This is a genomic window from Paraburkholderia hiiakae, assembly GCF_904848665.1.
GTDB lineage: Bacteria > Pseudomonadota > Gammaproteobacteria > Burkholderiales > Burkholderiaceae > Paraburkholderia > Paraburkholderia hiiakae.
This window is the reverse complement of sequence record NZ_CAJHCQ010000009.1, coordinates 104,211-122,903: the sequence shown is the minus strand read 5'-3', so window position 1 is coordinate 122,903 and position 18,693 is coordinate 104,211. Positions and strand designations below refer to the sequence as shown.

Here is an 18,693-nt window from a genome sequence, read left to right as displayed (position 1 = left end):
AGTCGGCGCAATGCGCGAGAGTAGATTCGAATGGATCGAATTGTGGGTTCGGCAGACTTGCAAATAAATGCCTATAATCCGGCAACACAATTCGGCGCACCTGAACAATCTGTCTCCTCTTTCCGCGCGGGCGTTTCCCTTAAACGCTGCGCGCCGTGCGACCGAAGCTTTTTGGAGAATGGCAATGGACCGCCTTCAGGCCATGCAGGTGTTCACCCGCGTCGTCGATACCAACAGCTTCACACGCGCGGCTGAAACGCTCGACTTGCCGCGCGCTTCAGTCACGACGATCATCCAGAATCTCGAAGCCTTTCTCGGCGTGCGCCTCATGCACCGCACCACGCGCCGCCTTTCGCTCACGCCCGACGGCGCCGCGTACTACGAGCGCTGCGTGCGCATTCTCGCGGACGTCGAGGAAACGGAAACGACATTCCAGGATCGCAACCGCAAGCCGCACGGCAAGCTGCGCATCGACATGCCCGGCTCGATCGGGCGGCTCATCGTGATTCCGTCGCTTTGCGAATTCCACCAGCGCTATCCGGACATCGACCTGCAGCTCGGCCTCTCCGACCGCCCCGTCGACTTGCTGCAGGAAGGCGTGGATTGCGTGGTGCGCGTGGGCGCGCTGCAGGATTCGTCGCTGGTCGCGCGGCGCATCGGCCTTTTCGAAGGCGTGTCGTGCGCGGCGCCGTCCTATCTGGAGCGCCACGGCACGCCGCAAACGCTCGAAGAACTGGCCGAGCATCGCGCCGTGAATTACTTCTCGTCCCGCACGGGGCGCGTGATCGACTGGGCATTTCTTGTCGATGGCAAGGAAGTGGAGATCAAGCTCAAGAGCATGGTCTCGGTGAACGACGCGGACGCTTACGTGACCTGCGGCATCGAAGGTTTCGGCCTGATTCAGGGGCCGCGCTACATGGTGCTGCCGCATCTGAAGTCGGGTGCGCTCGTCGAAGTGCTGCCCGACTTCAAGCCGCTGCCCATGCCGATTTCGGCCGTGTACCCGCACAGCCGCCATCTGTCACCCAAAGTGCGCGTGTTCGTGGACTGGATCGCCGAAGTGTTCGACCGCTGTCCACTGCTGAGCGGCCGCGCCTCGCTCGACAAGGCCTGCACGATGCGCACGCTCGAAGAGCGCGAAAACGCGCCCGCGCTCGAAACCCCGGTGATTTCGGAATGGGCCGCATAGGCTGGGCCGCATAGGCTGGGCCGCTTAACGCTGTAAGCCTGCGCCCACCCTCAAAGCCGCGTCCGCAAAGGCTTTCGCGGGCGCGGCGCAGCGATTGTTCCGGATTTTCGACAATTCCTTTCGCGTTCCGGCCGTTTATCGCAAGCGGCTGCGCAACTACATTTGCTCCTGTCGCCGCGAACCACGTGGCACCAGTAGAAAAGGAGCAGATCATGAAACGCACTCTCGCAACCGCCATTGGCGCCACGCTCGTTCTCTCGCTTGCCGCTAGTGTTTCGGCCTTCGCACAGGACAACGGCGCCCCGAAAACCCGCGCCGAAGTCAAAGCCGAAATCGCCGCCGCGTATCGTGACGGCACGCTGCCATCGCTGAACAAGACGAGTTACCCCGAGCAAAGCCTGATCGGCCGCACGCAAGCGCAACGCATCGCGCTGCAGGAAAGCCGCGCAAATAACGCTCAGCGCGTAGCGCAGGCTGGCGAATAAATCCGCAAGACGCATCGGTATTTGGATTGCAAGACGAAAAACGTAGGAGTCCAACATGAATTCGACCGTACCTTCCGAACTCGAGCAGTGGGACAACACCACGCCCGTGTGGACGCCGTTTCGGCATTGAAATTTGAAGCGCGCGTGACGATGTCGTGAAGATGTGAACAGGCCCGGCGGTTTTCCAACCGCCGGGCGCTGGCGTTACCGATTCACGAAATCCGGCTCGAAAAACACCCAGCGCACGAGTGGAAAACGCGCCTGCAGGTCGGCTTCGATCCCGTTGATCGCTTCGACCATGGTGCGGCTGTGCTCGTAGTCGAGCATTTCGCACTGCACCGCCACCATCACCTCCTTGCCCCATTGCAGGGTAATCAGGCTGATGATGCTGCGAATCTCGGGCCGCGCGCGCAGGAACGATTCGATATCGCGCCGCATTTCCGGGCTCGCCGATTCGCCCACGATCATCGACTTCACTTCGCGCGCGATGAACCACGCAATCAGCATGAGCAGCACGCCCACGCCGATCGAGCCGCACGCGTCCCATACCGGATTGCCCGTAATGACCGTGAGCAGCACCGCGGCGAAGGCAATAGCGAGACCCGCGAGCGCGGCGATGTCCTCGCCCGCCACGACGAGCAGGTCCGAGTCGCGCGTTTCGCGCGCCCAGCGCCACAGCGATTTTGTGGGAGAACCCTTGCGAATCTCACGCATCGCGCCGTAGAGCGAAAACGCCTCGAGCACCACAGAAATGCCCAGCACCACGAGCGCCACGTACACGAATCGGAGCGGCTCGCGAAGGATCAGCCGATGCACGCCCTCGTACACCGAGAACGCGCCGCCCACGAAAAACAGCAGCAGCGCCACGAGCAGCGAATAGAAGTTGATCGCGCGGCCCGTGCCCATGGGATGCAGCGGCGTGGGCGGCTCGCGCGACTGGCGCAGACCAAAGAGCAGCAGCAGCTGATTGCCGCAGTCGGCCGTGGAGTGAATCGCCTCCGCGAACATCGATCCCGAACCCGTGAACGCCGCGGCGGCGTACTTGCAGACCGCAATGCCGAAGTTCGCTGCGAGCGCATAAAAGATGGCTTTCGGCGATTCTCCGCTCATACGGTCCTCACAGCGCTTCCACGCGCGCCGGGCCGTCGCTCAGTTCGCCGATCACACGAGCGTCGCTAAAGCCTTCGGCGCGGAAGATCGCCAGCACTTCGTCCACGCTCTGCGGCGCGCAGGCCACGAGCAGGCCGCCCGAGGTTTGCGGGTCGGTGAGCAGCGTGCGCGCGCTTTCGGGCAGGCCGGGTGCGAGCGTCACAGCGTCGCCGTACGACGCCCAGTTGCGGCCCGAGGCGCCCGTGAACACACCGTCATCGACGAACTTCTGCACGCCCGGCAGCCACGGCAGGTCGGCGTAGCGCAGGCGTGCCGTGAGCGTCGCGCCGCGCGCGATCTCGAGCGTGTGACCGAGCAAACCGAAGCCGGTCACGTCGGTCATGGCGTGCACGCCCGGTAATTCAGCGAGCGTCGCGCCCGGCTTGTTGAGCATCGTCGCGGCGGTCACCATCGCTTTGTAGCCGGCGTCGTCGAGAATTTCCTTCTTGAGCGCGGCGGAAAGCACGCCCACGCCCAGCGGCTTGCCGAGCACGAGCACGTCGCCGGCCTTTGCCGATGCGTTGCGCTTCACGCGCTCGGGATGCACCACGCCGAGCGCCGCCAATCCGTAAATGGGCTCCACGGAGTCGATCGAATGTCCGCCCGCCACGGGGATGCCCGCCGCCGCGCACACGTCCTCGCCGCCGCGCAGCACCTGCGCGATCACGTCGTGCGGCAGCACGTTGATGGGCATGCCCACCAGCGCGAGCGCGAGAATCGGCTTGCCGCCCATGGCATAGACGTCCGAAAGCGCGTTGGTCGCGGCGATGCGGCCGAAGTCGTACGGGTCGTCGACGATCGGCATGAAGAAGTCCGTGGTCGCGACGATGGCCTGCTCGTCGTTGAGCTTGTAGACGGCAGCGTCGTCAGCGGTCTCGGTGCCGACCAGCAGGTTCGGAAACGCGGTGGTGAGCGGCGTGCTGCGCGCGAGCAGCGCGGAAAGCACGCCCGGCGCGATCTTGCAGCCGCAGCCACCGCCGTGCGAAAGGCTCGTGAGGCGCGGCACCGCAGCGCCAATGGCGGGTTTGTCGTTCATGTCTGGAAACCGTCCTGAAAGTGCCGGATGAGTTTTCGTATTATGGGGCAATCGCCGGACGGGCGATGCGGACGGCGCCGCTGCGAAAGCCGCTCAGACGCGCCCGGCGGCCTGGCCCGCGGCGTTCGCGGCGATATCGCCCGCGTGGAGCGTATCGACGAGCCATTGCGGATCGTCATGCGGCAGATCGTGCCCCGCCCACGGATGTTCCACGTGCGGCGCGCCCCAGGCCCGCGCGAGGCGCGCCGAGCAAACGGGATTCACGAGCCGGTCGCCGCGCGACGACACCACGAGCACCGCACAGCGCGGCACCCCGCGCGCCTTGAAGCGCGCGGCGGCAGCTAGCTGGCGTAGCGCGTTCGCGCGGCTCACGTGGGCGCTCTCGCGGATCGCGCGCCACGTTTCGAGGTCGGCGGCGAGCGTGTCGCGCCGCGCGCAGGTGAGGCCGTGGATCAGCGTCTCGGCAATATCGTCGCTGTCGTCGCCATCCCAATAGCGCGCCACGCGCACGAGCGCGGACCACGCCGAGGGCCGCAAGCGCTCGTACACACGGCTATGCGGTCGCATGCTCGTGTTCACGAGCACGAGGCGCGCGATCTCTTCGGGATAGCGCAGCGCCCACGCCGTCGCCACCATGCCGCCCAGCGACATCGCCAGCACGCGGTAAGGCGCACGCGCGCCGCGCCGCTGCGCCTCGGCGCGCAGTGCGTCCACGTAGGCATCGACGGCGAGCGGAGAACGGACGTGCGCCTCGGTGCCGTTGCCCGGCAGGTCGACAGGCATCGCCTCCTCGCGCGTGGCGAACGCGCCCCAGTGACGCGATTCGCGCGTGAGGCCGCGCAAGAGAATCCACGGTTCGCTCATGCGCCCGGCCTGCGATACCAGTGCGCGATCGCGCTTTGCAGCACCTGTTCGCGCGTCACGCCCTCGGGCAGCCAGCGTTGCGACGAATACGCGGCGCGCGTGAGGAAATCGAACAGGTTCGCGTGACGCCGGAGAACGCGCGCCGTGCGATGCTCCATCAGCGGATTGAACATGCCCTGGCGCGAGAAAATCTGGCGCGGGTTCTTCTTGATCCACAGCCACGAGCCTAGTTCGAGCGTGAGCGGCAGGAAGATGTTGCCGGCGGGCGCGCGATCGTACGCGCAATCCCACAGGTCGCCATGCAGCAGATATTGGTGGCTCTGCGGCTCGAATGTGTAGCCGTGATGCGGATGCGCGCGCTCGAACATCGTCTTGAGCACGTACATTTCGGGCAGGTGGCGCATGAGCCGGCGCGTGCGTGCATACGGAAACCAGATGCTGTCGCTCCAGCCGTAGCCCGAATGACAGTCGAGCGCGAAAGAGAGCGGGCGCCGCGAGAGTTCTTCGTCCACGATCTTCAGGAGCGCGCTCGCCTCGGTTTCCATGGGTGCGCCGCGCCTGCCGCGATACCACGGCAGCCACGAGCCCACACGCTGGCCGCCCGCGAGAAAGGGCACGCGTTCGTCGGCGTCCTGCGGCGCGTTGCGCATGAGATCCACGCCGTTCGGGTTCGCACGCGTGGCCAGCCACATGCCGCCCGGATTGACGATCGGCGCGAGCACGATACGCACGGATTCGAGCTGGCGCATCAGCAGTTCGTCCCACGCGAGACGCCCCACCAACGCGCGCATGTAATCGAGCACCAGTTGCGAGCCGATCCGCTCGAGCCCATGAATGCCGCCGAAAAAACCGATGGCGGGCGCCGCCGGATCGCGCGAGCCGATCGCCGCGACATGAAGCGCAAACGCACGGCCCCGCACTTCGACTTCGCCCGCGCTGTGGATGTCGAACCAGCGTGCGCCGGCATCGAGGATCGCCTTGAGGTCCTCGTATTCCGCGAAGCTGTCGGGTAGGAAGCTCAGTGCCTGCATAGGGCGCCGGGTTTCGTCGCTCGGTCTGATCGGGGCCGCGGTGTGCGGCCGCATTGTCTACAACTGCCTTGCGCCTGCCGCCCCTGTCGACAATGAGTCGGCAATAAGTCAGGAAAACCAGGGACAGCATGTGCGTTACCTATCAATATAGCCGCTTCCTTCGATATTGAGCGTGACAGATGTTTGGCGTCATGCCTCTGTCACATCTCACGCGATTTTTCTGCGCCCGGAAGGCCGTAAAACATGTAGTCGTCTAGACGTCGCGACACCTTCACTCAACCGTCACAGTCGCTTCCTAGAATGAGCCCTCGACTACACAGCGACGGATTGTTATGGACGCCATTCGCATCGAACGCCTCTCGAAAAGCTTCGACAGCGGCCGCAAGGCACTCGACGAAATCAACCTGCGCGTAGGCGTTGGCGAGATGGTCGCGCTGATCGGCGCATCGGGCTCGGGCAAATCGACCTTGCTTCGCCATATTGCGGGCTTTACCGCTTCCGACCCGCAGCCTTCGCGCATCGAAATCCTGGGTCGTCCTATTCAGCAGGACGGACGCATCGTGCGCGAAGTGCGCCGCATTCGTCGCGACATCGGCTTCGTGTTTCAGCAGTTCAATCTCGTGAATCGCCTCACGGTCGAAACGAATGTGCTGATCGGCGCGCTGTCGCGGCTGCCGTTGTGGCGACGCCTCACGGGCCGCTTTCCACGCGCCGAGCGCGAGCTGATGCTTGCTGCGCTCGGCGAAGTCGGCATCGCGCACAAGGCCGCTGAGCGCGCCGCGAATCTCTCGGGCGGCCAGCAGCAGCGCGCGGCGCTCGCCCGCGCACTCGTGCAGCGCGCGCGCCTCATTCTCGCCGACGAACCCATCGCCTCGCTCGACCCCACATCGTCGCGCCGCGTCATGGACATGATGCGCATGCTAAACCGCGATCACGGCTTGACCGTGGTCGTCTCGCTGCATCAGGTAGATATCGCCATGGAGTATTGCCCGCGCACCATCGCGCTGCGCGACGGTCGCGTGGTGTACGACGGCGCGTCGGCGGCGCTCACGCCTGCCCTGCTGCAACAGCTTTATGGCAACGCCGCGCGCGAACTGCTCGAACCCGATGCTGCGCCATCTGCGGCAATGCGCTTCGGCGCACAGCCTCGCGCGGCATGACAGCCCAACCCATTTTCAACCCGCAACGTTTCCCCTCACCACGGACCGCTCCAATGAAACTGCTCCGCTCCATGCTCTCCTGGTGCGCCGCCGGCACCGTCGCGTTTGCCTCGCTTGGCAGCGCGGCCGCTCACGCGGATGACCTCAGCTTCGGCATCATCTCGACCGATTCGTCTGCGGTGCTCAAGCAACGCTGGCAACCGTTCATCGACGACCTGAACAAGCAGACCGGCCTGCACGTGAATGCGTTCTTCGCCACCGACTACTCGGGCATCATCGAGGCAATGCGCTTCAACAAAGTGCAGATCGGCTATTTCGGCAACGCTTCGGCCATGGAAGCCGTGGACCGCTCGAATGGCGAGATCTTCGCGAAGGTGCTCTACGCGAACGGCGACACGGGTTACAAGTCGGTGCTCATCACCAACGTGAACAGCCGCGTGAAGACGATCGACGATGTGTTCAAGAATACTAAGGATCTCACGCTCGGCTGGGGCGACCCCAATTCGACCTCGGGCACGCTGATTCCGGGCTACTACCTCTTCGCGCAGCACGGCGTTTCGGTGAACGCGATGAACTTCAAGACCGTGCTGCCGTCGAGCCATGAAGCCAACCTGCTCGCCGTGGTGAACAACAAGGTGGATATCGCCACCAACAACTCCATCGAACTGTCCACGCTCCAGCAGAAGCACCCGGACCGCTTTGCGCAGGTGCGCGTGCTGTGGACCTCGCCGCTCATTCCTTCCGATCCGCTCGTGTATCGCAAGGATCTGCCTGAAGCCACGAAGCAAAAGCTGCGCGACTTCTTCTACCACTACGGGAAGACCGATCCGCGCGAGAAGAAGATCATGGCCGACATTACCGGCTATGCAGGCTTCGCGCCCGCCACCGACGCGCAGCTCCTGCCGATCCGCCAGGTCGCGCTGTTCCAGCAGAAAGAGAAGATCGCCGCCGACACGCATCTCTCCGACGACGACCGCAAGAGCCAGATCGCGGCCATTGACGCCAAGATCGGCGCACTCGCGAAGCAGTAATGGGCGCAATGGATTTCGACAGCTCACGCGCCGTGCGGCAGGCAGAAGTCTCCGGTCCCGTTGCTGGACCGGCGGCGGCGCCAGCCGTCGCCGCCGCGCCAAAAACGGCTCAAGCGGCGGCCGTCCTTGCGGCGAGCAAGCAGGCAGGCAAGCGCAGCTGGTCCTCGCTCGTGCTCTGGGCCATGGTGTTCGTGCTGCTCGGCGTGGCGTGGCGCGGCGCCGACATGCGCCCGCTCGACCTCTTCTCCGACCCCGCGAACATGGGCACGTTCGCACGCGGCTTCTTCCCGCCGGACTTCACGGAATGGCGCACGTACGCCCACGAAATGTGGGTGACGGTCGCGGTGGCGCTGTGGGGCACGGCGCTCGCCATCGTCTGCGCAGTGCCGTTCGGGTTGATGTCGGCGCACAATCTCGCGCCCGCATGGGTGCTGCATCCCGTGCGGCGTTTGATGGACGCGTGCCGCGCCATCAACGAGATGGTGTTCGCGATGCTCTTCATCGTGGCCGTGGGCCTCGGGCCGTTCGCGGGCGTGCTCGCCTTGTGGGTGCACACCACGGGCGTGCTCGCGAAGCTCTTTGCCGAAGCCGTGGAAGCCATCGACCCGCGCCCCGTGGAAGGCGTGCGCGCCACGGGCGCCTCGCCGCTCGACGAGATCATCTACGGCGTGCTGCCCCAGGTCATGCCGCTGTGGATCTCCTACACGCTCTACCGGTTCGAGTCCAACGTGCGCTCGGCGATGGTGGTGGGCATGGTGGGCGCGGGTGGTATCGGCGTGGTGTTGTATGAGGAAATCCGCTCGTTCGATTATCAACAGACCAGCGCCGTACTCATCATGGTGATCGCCGTCGTCACGGCCATCGATCTCATCTCCGCAAAGCTGCGTGCGCGCGTGATCTGACGCCGCAGTTCGACCCGCCGCCGCCCTTTTCGCGCGCCTCCCCCCGCGCGAGCCGAAACAACATCCTGATAAAACGGCTCGCGCATCCCCTTTTCTGGCGATTTGTGGCATTTTGTGGCGATCGGTGGAATAATCGCTTCCTTGCGGCCGCAACGGCCCGCATCCGCCCTAACCAATCGATCCGGTCTGCTGCCCCCAATGGCCAGTTTCATCGTCCTGCTGGTCCTGCTCTCGGCACTCATGCACGCGAGCTGGAACGCCTTCCTCCATCTTTCGGGCGACCGCCTCTGGCTGCTCGGCATGTTCTCGGTTCCGTACATCGTCGTGAGCGCGATCGCGGTGTGCGTGCTGCCGCTGCCCGCGCAGGCGAGCTGGCCGTATATCGCCGCTTCGGTGGTGCTCGAGTTCGTGTACTGCTTCACGCTGATCCGCGCCTATCGCAGCGGCGACTTCGGGCAGATCTACCCCATCGCGCGCGGCCTCTCGCCGCTGCTCGTATTCGGCGGCGCGCTCGTGTTCGCGCACGAAGCACTGCATGCGCTCGCGGCCACCGGCGTCGCACTCGTTTCGCTCGGCATCATGTCGCTCGCGTTCCGGCGCGGCATGCGTTTTTCAGGCGAGAGCGTGCCGTACGCGCTGCTCACGGGCCTTTTCATCGCGATGTATTCGGTCATCGACGGGCTCGGCGCGCGCCTGGCCGGCAACGGCATCAGCTACATCATGTGGGTGTATCTGCTCTGGAACGTCCCGCAGTTTCTCGTGGTCTGCAAGCTGCGCGGAGGCGCCGCAAAGATGTTCACGTCGACATCCGCGGTCGCGCGCGGCATGCTCGCGGGCGTGCTCGCGCTCACGGCGTATTGCCTCGTGATCGAGGCGTTCCGTTATTTGCCTATCGCGATGGTTTCCGCGCTGCGGGAACTCTCGTCGATCTTCGCCGTGCTGATCGGCTGGCTCTTCATGAACGAGAAGCTCACGGCGCGCCGCATGGTGGCGTGCGCACTGGTGACGTGTGGGGCGGTGCTGATCCGGCTGTGAGCCGTCCGCGAACGGCGCGCAACGCAGCTCACGCAAAGGCGGCCAAGGTCGCGTCGATGGCTTCGGCGATCGTCCGCGGCTCGAGGTCTGAGCGCACGCCGCGCCAGCACTTGGCTGGACTACTGGAATATGACGACCCCCGCATAGGCGCCGTTCTGGCGCAGAAACAAAAAAGCCTGGCAGTCTTTCGACTGCCAGGCTTTCTGCGCGTAGCACTACTTCATTGAGTTACCACTGATAGCCAGCGGCGGCTGTCACGCCCGTGCTGCCCTGGCTGCTCGAGCTCACCGCCACCTTGCCGATCCAGTGGTTGTTCCGCGTGGCGTACGAGACACCGAGTGCCATGCCCGTCTGACCACCCATGCGTGACGTACCCGCGGCCACCATCGTCTTGCCCGGCTGGTTCGGCTGCGGCAGACCCGCGACAGCCATCGCAGCCGCTGCGGCTCCGAAGGCGTCACGACGCACGTCGGAAATCTGGTTCTTCACGCCAGCAATCTGCTGGTTGGTGTAGCTCTGCGATTGCCCCGCCGCAGCATTCAGCTGGTTGACGTTCACGGCATCCGTGCCTTCGGTGCCAGCAGCGACGTTGGTGATCTGGCGTTCGCTGCCCGCCGAGCCCACCGACACCGTGTCGTCACGATCGGCCACCGAGCCTGCGCCCAGCGCAACCGCGTTCGACGCCGATGCGATCGAGTTCGCACCAACCGCCGTCGAATGAGCCCCACTCGCAGTCGAGCTGGCGCCCATCGCCGTCGCCTGCGTGCCGCTCGCCACCGCAAGCGCGCCAGCGGCGGTGGAATGCGTGCCGCTCGAAATCGCCACCTCGGTATTACGGTCGCCGGCAGCCGAGAACATCGGGTCGGTTGCGTTTTCCGCCATGTTCTGCACGTTGTTGATGGCCTGGCTCAGTGCATAGACTTGCGAGCCGTTCACCGCGTCCGTGCTAGTGGCCGAGATGTCACCAGCCGCCACGTTATGCAGTGCCACCGCCGTCGTCGCATCGGTGCCGCCCAGCGTGATCGAGTCGTGAGCCGACGAGTCGTACGAAACCGAATTCGCCACCTGACCACTGACCGTGGGGACATTGTTCCGCAGGTTCGCGATGTCGGCGCTGTTCTGTGCGATAGCGCTCGTGTTCTGAGCCACCTGCTGGTTCGTCGCATAAAGCTGCGAGCCGTTCACCGCGTCGTAGCTCGATGCGTTCAACGCACCGGCCGCCACGTTGTGCAACGCCACCGGCACCGTCGCGCCCACTCCGCCCAGCGTCACCGAATTGTGCGCCGGCGAGTCATACGCCACCGCATCGCCCATCGTGCCGACCATGTTGGTGATGTCGTTCTGCAGATTCGAGATATCTGTCGAGTTCTGCGTCACGCGGCCGTCCAGGTTCGTCACCGCACCCGCAATGCTGGTGTACGTGTTGCCACCAATGGTGTACGTCGGGTTCGTGATCGAGCCATCGCTGTTCACCGTCGAACCGCCGCCCAGCGCGCTGGCCGTCGAGCTCGCCACGTTGTACAGCTGCGAGCCATTCACCGCGTCGTAGCTCGATGCGTTCACCGCGCCGGCTGCCACGTTGTGCAACGCTACCGGCGTGGTCGAGCCCACACCGCCGAGTGTCACCGAATTGTGCGCCGACGAGTCATACACAACCGCATCGGCCAACTGGCCAGCCATGTTCGTGACTTGACTGTTGAGGTTGGTGACACTGCTCTGCAGCGTGGAGATGCCGTTCGTATTAGCCGTCACCTGCGTGTTGGTCGCATTCAATTGCGAACCGTTCACCGCGTCCGTGCTCGCGGCCGTCACGCGGCCAGCCGCCACGTTAGTGATGGTGCGCTCCGCGCCCGCCGAACCCACGCTCAAAGTGCCCACCGGCGAAGTGCCCGCGTACGTATAGGTCGTGCCGCCAACCACGCCGCTCGACGTGCCCACCGCGGAGCCCGCCTGGGCGTTGTTACCCAACGCCACGGAATTGGCCGCGGTCACCGTCGCCATCGCTCCGATGGCCACGCCGCCAACTGCAGCGCTTGTGGAAAGAGCACTGTTACCGAGGGCGACGCTCGAGGTAGCGCCAGCAGACGCGTGTCGGCCCACAGCGGTCGAATAATCTCCAGACGCATTGGCTGAGGTCGCTGCTGCGAAGGACGACAGCCCGCTGGCCGTTGCAGCGTATCCTAGTCCCGTGGCATAGTTCGCGGACGCCAGCGAGGTCTCACCGAGCGCAACGGATGCTTGACCGGTTGCCGACGCAAATGCGCCGACGCCAACGGATCCTATGGAAGCTGCCATCGCATTGAAGCCGATCGCGACGGTGCCCTGACCCGCGGCGCTCGCACTGTAGCCAAATGCAGTCGCGCCGTAGTCCCAATTGTAATATTGGCTATCATTCCGGTTCGCATAAGCCCCGTCGCCCACGGCGGTATCCCAGACAGTCCCTGTGTAAGCGTTCGTCCCCGCCTCGTAGGCAAACGCTTGCGAGGCAGCGCAGAGTGCCGCGAGAGCGACGATAATCGCCTTGCTATTTTTGCCCTTGGATCTAGCCTTCGCGGTCTCAGCCACTGCAACCCACGTTCCACTCAGGCTATTCCAAATCGATCGATAAACCTTGTTCATTTCGTAATCCTTAGTAAATATAATTGGAGCCAGGAAGTTTTCGGTCATTCCACGTGGAGCTACCTCGGGCTTTGCCTGATCGCCTGGAACTTCGTCTCGCGGTCTTGCCTCTGGATGTCGATGGTTGCTTGACTTGCAAGAAGCATCTCAATTCCACTTCCAGAAGTATTGCGGACGCGAATCAGCCGAACCATAGAAGTTATTCGAATCCGTACCGAACGCAGGTTTTCCGAGATTAAGGTCCATATCGATCCGACATGCGCCACAGGACCTTGCGCGTCAAGTGCTCAAGCGCCCGGTGCGATTGACCGCGTTGCGTCGGGATAACGAAATGAATAAATGGGTTGCGATAAAGGACGAGCCGTCCTCGGAACTGGACTGCGCGATGACGCCCTGCTGGGCACCGTTCCGGCCTTGAAGCTCGAACGAACGACGCTCCGTCGTATTGCGACCGTCGCGGTGAGCGGTCCGCGACCAGAAGGGCCGAATTGTGGTTTCGCGAAACCAGCGCTACAGCGATTGGGGAGGCGCCCCCGCACGGATCTCGCACATCGCGCGCGAGAGCGAGAGCGCCTCCGGTGCCACGCAAACGCCGAGGACGGCGATCATCCCCAACACCTACTGCAGCGGCTCGTGCGCGATGATGCGATGGACGCCCGCGCGTACAGAAAACGCGCCGCCCTCAATACTGCGCCTTGGGGCGCATGGCACATAACAGATCGGCGGCGTCACGTGCCTGTCGCGCAAACATTCGTTCGCATGACTACAGGTTTCGGGCGGCACGCCGCTCAGGCAAGCAGCGGCAGCGTCGTGTCGATTGCCTCACCTAGCGTTTCGAACGCCGGCGCGATCTCCTCATCGGGCACACAGGCATAGCCGATCAACAAGCCCGGGTTCGCGCGCTCGCGCGACGAGTAGTACCCAGAAAGCGGCCGCACCACGATATTGCGCGCGAGCGCGGCTTCGGCCACGGCGCGGTCGTCGCTGCCCTCGGGTAGTTGCATCACGACATGCAGGCCCGCGTCGCCGCCCATGGCGGGCAGCGCGTCGCCGTAGCGGCGCGAAACGGCGTCGAGCAGCACCTGGCGGCGCTGGCCGTAGAGCGCGCGCATCTTGCGGATATGCGAGGTGAAATGCCCTTCGGCGATGAATTCCGCGAGCACGGCCTGCTGCAGCAATTGCCCCTCGCGGTAGAGTTCCGCACTCGCGGTCGCGAAGCTTTCCGCGAGCGCTTGCGGCGCGACGAGATAGCCCACGCGCAAGCCCGGAAACAGCGTCTTGCCGAAGCTCCCCACGTAAATCACCTGGCCCGCCGTATCGAGCCCCTGCAAAGAGGCGAGCGGGCGGCTGCCGTAGCGGAACTCGCTGTCGTAGTCGTCCTCGATGATCCAGCACTGGTGCTGGCGCGCGTACTCGAGCAACATGCGGCGGCGCGCGAGGCTCATCACCATGCCTAGCGGATACTGGTGCGAAGGCGTGACGAGCATGAGCCGGGGCGGCGGCGCGGCGAAGTCGGCAGGCGACGGGTTGAGGCCTTCGCTGTCCACGGCGATGGGCCGCGTGTTGAGGCCCGAGACGTGCAGCACGCTGCGCACGCCCCAGTAGCACGGGTCTTCGGTCCAGATGGTGTCGCCGGGGTCGGAAAGCAGACGCACAGCGAGGTCGATGGACTGATGAATGCCGGTCGTGATGATGATCTGCTCCGGCGAGCAGCGCACCGAGCGCGACGTGCGCAGATAGTCGGCCAGCACGTGGCGCAGCAGCGCGAGGCCGCCGCCGGGCGCGTACGTCAGCAGGTCCGGGCGCAGGCTGCGCCAGTACTTGTTGTGCAGACGCGTCCAGACGCGCGCGGGGAAGCGGGAGACATCGGGCACGCCGGGCATGAACGCGCCGCCCTGGCGCTTCGATACGCCCGCGCTTCCGATCAGGCGCGCGCCTCGCGCCGAGAGCGCGCGTGCCGTGGGGCGCTGCGGGTGGGCAGCGGCGACGGCTTCCGGGCCGCTGGCCGTTGAGACTCCTGGTGCCGCCACGGCAAGTGATTCCGCGACGCGCGCGATCTGGCTGTTAGTTGCAACCGCCCCCCCAGGCAGCACGGCTCCTGAAACATCGCTATTTTTCCGCACCTGCATAGAGCCAATTTCCGTCGCCCCCACGATCTCGTCGGGCGACGTGTCCGCCACGAACGTGCCGCGCCCCGTGGCCGAGGTGACATAGCCTTCGAGCACCAATTGTTCATAGACCTGCGTCACGGTATTGCGCGCAATCCCCAGCTCCGCCGCCAGCAGCCGCGACGACGGCACCCGCGCTCCGGCTGGCAACTCGCGCGAAAGGATCGCCTGCTGTAGCAGCTTGTGCAGTTGGCGGTACACGGGCTGGGCGCTGCCACGGTCGAGCCGTTGGGCCAGCCAATCGGACAGAACACTCGCACGCATCGAAATTGGCTCCTAAAGATTGCACTGAATGGCTCTGAAATTTAGAGCCAAACGTGAGTATAGTCGCGACATGGACTGCTTGCCGGTCCGCCAACCAACCTCAGAACTGACACCGATTCCACAGGAGATGAACGTGAGCAAGAACGCCGATCTGCAAAGCCGCAAGAACGCCATTACCCCGCGCGGCGTGGGCGTGATGTGTGACTTCTACGCCGAGCGCGCCGAAAACGCCGAGCTGTGGGACGTGGAAGGCCGCCGCTTCATCGACTTCGCCGCCGGCATCGCCGTGTGCAACACGGGCCACCGCCATCCGAAGATCGTCGCCGCCATCAAGGCGCAGCTCGACCAGTTCACGCACACGGCCTACCAGATCGTGCCGTACGAGTCGTACGTCTCGCTGGCCGAAAAGGTCGCCCAGCGCGCGCCGGGCAGCTTCGCCAAGAAAGCCGCCTTCTTCACGACCGGCGCCGAAGCCGTGGAAAACGCCGTGAAAATCGCCCGTGCCCATACCGGCCGTCCGGGCGTGATCGCATTCGCGGGCGGCTTCCACGGCCGTACGATGATGGGTATGGCGCTCACGGGCAAGGTCGCCCCGTACAAGCTCGCGTTCGGTCCGTTCCCGGCCGACGTGTACCACGCGCCGTACCCGAACTCGGTGCATGGCATCAGCACGGCTGACTCGCTCAAGCACATCGACATGCTGTTCAAGGCCGACATCGATCCGAAGCGCGTGGCCGCGATCATCTTCGAACCGGTTCAAGGCGAAGGCGGCTTCTACCAGGCGCCGGCGGACTTCGTGCGCGGCCTGCGCAAGATCTGCGACACACACGGCATCCTGCTGATCGCCGACGAAGTGCAAACGGGCTTCGCGCGCACCGGCAAGCTGTTCGCGATGGAGCACTACGACGTCACGCCTGACCTCATGACGATCGCCAAGAGCCTGGCGGGCGGCATGCCGCTGTCGGGCGTGGTGGGCCGCGCGGACGTCATGGACGCCGCAGCGCCTGGCGGCCTCGGCGGCACGTACGCGGGCAACCCGCTCGCCGTGGCGTCGGCGCACGCTGTGATCGAGATCATCGAAGAGGAAAAGCTCTGCGAGCGCGCCACGAAGCTCGGCGACAAGCTCAAGGCCAAACTCAACGCAATGAAGGCCGACGTGCCGCAAATCGTCGACGTGCGCGGTCCCGGCGCGATGAACGCGGTGGAATTCTGCAAGCCCGGCACGAACGAAGCCGACGCCGACTTCACCAAGCGCGTGCAAACGGCAGCGCTGAGCCGCGGCCTGCTGCTGCTCGTGTGCGGCGTGTACTCGAACGTCGTGCGCTTCCTGTTCCCGCTGACGATCCAGGACGCCGTGTTCGACGAAGCGCTCGCGATCCTCGAAGAGTCGATCAAGGAAGCCGTGGGCGTGCCGGCGTAAGCCTTCACAACACTCTGGCTCGCATGAAGCGGGCCATCCACGAAACGGCACACCGGCGTTTGCCGCTGTGCCGTTCGTCGTTCTAAACGAATCGAAGTCAATCCGGAGTTCAAGCATGAACCTGAAAGACGCATCGCTGCTGCAAACCAATGCCTATATCAACGGCGAATGGCAACGCGCCGAAGACGGCGCTACGTTCGAAGTGAAGAACCCCGCCACCGGCGCGCTGATCGGCACGGTGCCGCGCATGGGCGCGGCCGAAACGCGCCGCGCGATCGCCGCCGCGAACGCTGCCTGGCCCGCATGGCGCGCGAAGACCGCGAAGGAGCGGAGCAGCATCCTGCGCAAATGGCACGACCTGATGATGGAAAACGCCGACGACCTGGCGCTCATCCTCACCACGGAACAAGGCAAGCCGATTGCCGAAGCGAAGGGCGAGATCGGCTACGCCGCGTCGTTCCTCGAATGGTTCGCCGAAGAAGGCAAGCGCATTTACGGCGACACGATCCCCACGCCCGCCAACGACAAGCGCATCGTCGTGACTAAGGAACCCGTGGGCGTGTGCGCCGCGATCACACCGTGGAATTTCCCCGCCGCGATGATCACCCGCAAAGTCGGCCCCGCGCTCGCGGCAGGCTGCCCGATCGTGCTCAAGCCCGCCGAAGCCACGCCGTTCTCGGCCCTCGCACTGGCCGTGCTGGCCGAGCGCGCAGGTGTGCCGCGCGGCGTGTTCAGCGTCGTGACGGGCGACCCGAAGGCGATTGGCGGCGAACTCACGAGCAACCCGACGGTACGCAAGCTCTCGTTCACGGGCTCGACGCCGGTGGGCCGCCTGCTCATGAGCCAGTGCGCCTCGACGGTCAAGAAGGTCTCGCTGGAACTGGGCGGCAACGCCCCGTTCATCGTCTTCGAAGACGCCGATCTCGACGCGGCTGTCGCCGGCGCCATCGCATCGAAGTATCGCAACAGCGGCCAGACCTGCGTGTGCACGAACCGCTTCTACGTGCACGACGCCGTGTACGACGCGTTCGCGGCCAAACTGCGCGACGCCGTTGAAAAGCTCAAGGTCGGTCTCGGCACGGAGGCCGGCGTGACGCAAGGCCCGCTCATCAACGAAGCGGCCGTGCTGAAGGTGGAATCGCACATCGAGGACGCACTCGCGAAAGGCGCCCAGGTGACCACGGGCGGCAAGCGCCACGCGCTCGGCCACGGCTTTTTCGAGCCGACCATCCTCACCGGCGTCACGCCCGCGATGAAGGTTGCACGCGACGAAACCTTCGGCCCGCTCGCGCCGTTGTTCCGCTTTTCGTCGGACGAAGAAGTGATCAGGATGGCGAACGATACCGAATTCGGTCTCGCCGCTTACTTCTACAGCCGCGATATCGGCCGTGTGTGGCGCGTGGCCGAAGCGCTCGAATACGGCATGGTGGGCATCAACACCGGCCTGATCTCGAACGAAGTCGCGCCGTTTGGCGGCGTGAAGCAGTCGGGCCTCGGCCGCGAAGGCTCGCACTACGGTGTGGATGACTACGTGGTGATCAAGTACATGTGCATGGCGGGCATGTAAGCCCAAATGAACAACGGGCGCCTTCTCCGGCGCCCGTTCGGTTCTCAAAAAAAAGCCGGCGCCACCATGCGCCGGCTTTTTTCTTATGCTTACTGCTTCGCGCCAACCGGCGTCACCTGCGTCGCATATGCGGAAACAAACACGGCGTGGATCGTGTCGCCGACCTTCAAGGTCTTGAGGTCGACATCGGGCGTAGCTTCGACCGTGACGGTGTGATACGCGCCGCGCAGCGTCACTTCGCGCTTCTTCGCGTTGATATGCTGCACCGTGGCCTGAACTTCGACCTGACGCGCGGCGTCGTAGCCCGACGACGCGGGCAAATAGACATTGGTATCCACACGCTTGCGAATACCCTTGTCCTTACCCGTCACCTTTTCGGCCGTCACGAGCAGCGCGTTTTTGTAGAGCACGTCGACGGTGTCGCCCACATTGAGTTGGTCGAAATTGCTGACCTGCTGGCTCAGCGCGATATCGACATCATTGCCGCGCGGGCCGCGCAGCGTGACAACGCGCGCTGCGCGATCGATACCGACGATCTTCGCCTGAATATGCACCGGCTCCGCGTTGGCGATCACTTCCTGCGCCGCGCTGGCAAGCGCACTTTGCCCCTGTGGCGCCGACGCGGGCGCGTTGTTTTGCGCTAACGCCGCCTGCGAAATACCAACGCCCATCACCCATGCCGCCGCCAGAATCGCTGCCTTCGTCATTCGCATTCTCCTCATCAAACCGGTTCGAATTGGTTGCCGTATTTGCATCGGCGTGTGGCGCCGAAG

Annotated in this window: 15 protein-coding genes; 8 read left to right on the top strand and 7 right to left on the bottom strand. The window is 64.6% G+C overall.

What is annotated here, in order from left to right; all coding sequences use genetic code 11:
* The first annotated feature begins 184 nt into the window (after positions 1–184).
* Entirely contained in the window at positions 185–1,189 is a 1,005-nt protein-coding gene (locus JMY28_RS18670) for a LysR family transcriptional regulator (protein ID WP_201697390.1), read from the top strand.
* A 212-nt stretch (positions 1,190–1,401) separates the two neighbouring features.
* Entirely contained in the window at positions 1,402–1,674 is a 273-nt protein-coding gene (locus JMY28_RS18665; RefSeq protein WP_201697389.1) for a DUF4148 domain-containing protein, read from the top strand.
* Positions 1,675–1,878: 204 nt separating this feature from the next.
* Here JMY28_RS18665 and JMY28_RS18660 read toward each other — a convergent pair whose 3' ends face one another.
* The 4 genes from JMY28_RS18660 to JMY28_RS18645 form a co-directional block, all read right to left on the bottom strand.
* Positions 1,879–2,784 carry a cation diffusion facilitator family transporter gene (locus JMY28_RS18660; protein WP_201697388.1) on the bottom strand — a complete coding sequence of 302 codons (906 nt, stop codon included), beginning with the start codon at positions 2,782–2,784 and terminating at the stop codon, positions 1,879–1,881.
* Positions 2,785–2,791: 7 nt separating this feature from the next.
* Positions 2,792–3,859, bottom strand: a complete 1,068-nt coding sequence (gene selD, locus JMY28_RS18655) for a selenide, water dikinase SelD (protein WP_201697387.1) — start codon at positions 3,857–3,859, stop codon at positions 2,792–2,794.
* Between the two features lie 93 nt (positions 3,860–3,952).
* The gene (locus tag JMY28_RS18650; protein ID WP_201697386.1) at positions 3,953–4,723 is read right to left on the bottom strand and encodes an alpha/beta fold hydrolase; all 771 of its coding nucleotides are present in this window, start codon (positions 4,721–4,723) and stop codon (positions 3,953–3,955) included.
* Entirely contained in the window at positions 4,720–5,754 is a 1,035-nt protein-coding gene (locus tag JMY28_RS18645) for a M14 family zinc carboxypeptidase (protein WP_201697385.1), read from the bottom strand. The genes JMY28_RS18650 and JMY28_RS18645 overlap by 4 nt, the downstream gene beginning before the upstream one ends.
* Before the next feature lie 332 nt (positions 5,755–6,086).
* On the opposite strand from JMY28_RS18645, the gene phnC reads away from it, so the two are divergent.
* The 4 genes from phnC (at position 6,087) to JMY28_RS18625 (ending at position 9,882) form a co-directional block, all read left to right on the top strand.
* Positions 6,087–6,914: a phosphonate ABC transporter ATP-binding protein gene (gene phnC / locus JMY28_RS18640; RefSeq protein ID WP_201697384.1), complete on the top strand. Its 828-nt coding sequence runs from the start codon at positions 6,087–6,089 to the stop codon at positions 6,912–6,914.
* 53 nt (positions 6,915–6,967) lie between these two features.
* Positions 6,968–7,945: a phosphonate ABC transporter substrate-binding protein gene (phnD, locus tag JMY28_RS18635; RefSeq protein ID WP_201697383.1), complete on the top strand. Its 978-nt coding sequence runs from the start codon at positions 6,968–6,970 to the stop codon at positions 7,943–7,945.
* Between the two features lie 8 nt (positions 7,946–7,953).
* The gene (gene phnE / locus JMY28_RS18630; protein WP_201697382.1) at positions 7,954–8,847 is read left to right on the top strand and encodes a phosphonate ABC transporter, permease protein PhnE; all 894 of its coding nucleotides are present in this window, start codon (positions 7,954–7,956) and stop codon (positions 8,845–8,847) included.
* Positions 8,848–9,045: 198 nt separating this feature from the next.
* The gene (locus JMY28_RS18625; protein ID WP_201697381.1) at positions 9,046–9,882 is read left to right on the top strand and encodes an EamA family transporter; all 837 of its coding nucleotides are present in this window, start codon (positions 9,046–9,048) and stop codon (positions 9,880–9,882) included.
* Positions 9,883–10,110: 228 nt separating this feature from the next.
* On the opposite strand, the gene JMY28_RS18620 is transcribed toward JMY28_RS18625, so the two are convergent.
* Positions 10,111–12,501: a YadA family autotransporter adhesin gene (locus JMY28_RS18620; protein ID WP_201697380.1), complete on the bottom strand. Its 2,391-nt coding sequence runs from the start codon at positions 12,499–12,501 to the stop codon at positions 10,111–10,113.
* Positions 12,502–13,289: 788 nt separating this feature from the next.
* The gene (gene pdxR, locus JMY28_RS18615) at positions 13,290–14,933 is read right to left on the bottom strand and encodes a MocR-like pyridoxine biosynthesis transcription factor PdxR (protein ID WP_201697379.1); all 1,644 of its coding nucleotides are present in this window, start codon (positions 14,931–14,933) and stop codon (positions 13,290–13,292) included.
* Between the two features lie 127 nt (positions 14,934–15,060).
* Between pdxR and gabT the strand changes: the two genes are divergently transcribed.
* Complete coding sequence (gabT, locus tag JMY28_RS18610; protein ID WP_201697378.1) at positions 15,061–16,353, top strand: 4-aminobutyrate--2-oxoglutarate transaminase; 1,293 nt, start codon at positions 15,061–15,063, stop codon at positions 16,351–16,353.
* A 115-nt stretch (positions 16,354–16,468) separates the two neighbouring features.
* Positions 16,469–17,920 (top strand): NADP-dependent succinate-semialdehyde dehydrogenase, encoded by a 1,452-nt coding sequence (gabD, locus tag JMY28_RS18605; protein WP_201697377.1) that lies wholly within the window; start codon positions 16,469–16,471, stop codon positions 17,918–17,920.
* A gap of 89 nt (positions 17,921–18,009) precedes the next feature.
* Here the strand turns inward: gabD and JMY28_RS18600 are convergent, their stop codons facing one another.
* Positions 18,010–18,627 carry a hypothetical protein gene (locus tag JMY28_RS18600; protein WP_236596921.1) on the bottom strand — a complete coding sequence of 206 codons (618 nt, stop codon included), beginning with the start codon at positions 18,625–18,627 and terminating at the stop codon, positions 18,010–18,012.
* Positions 18,628–18,693 lie beyond the last annotated feature (66 nt).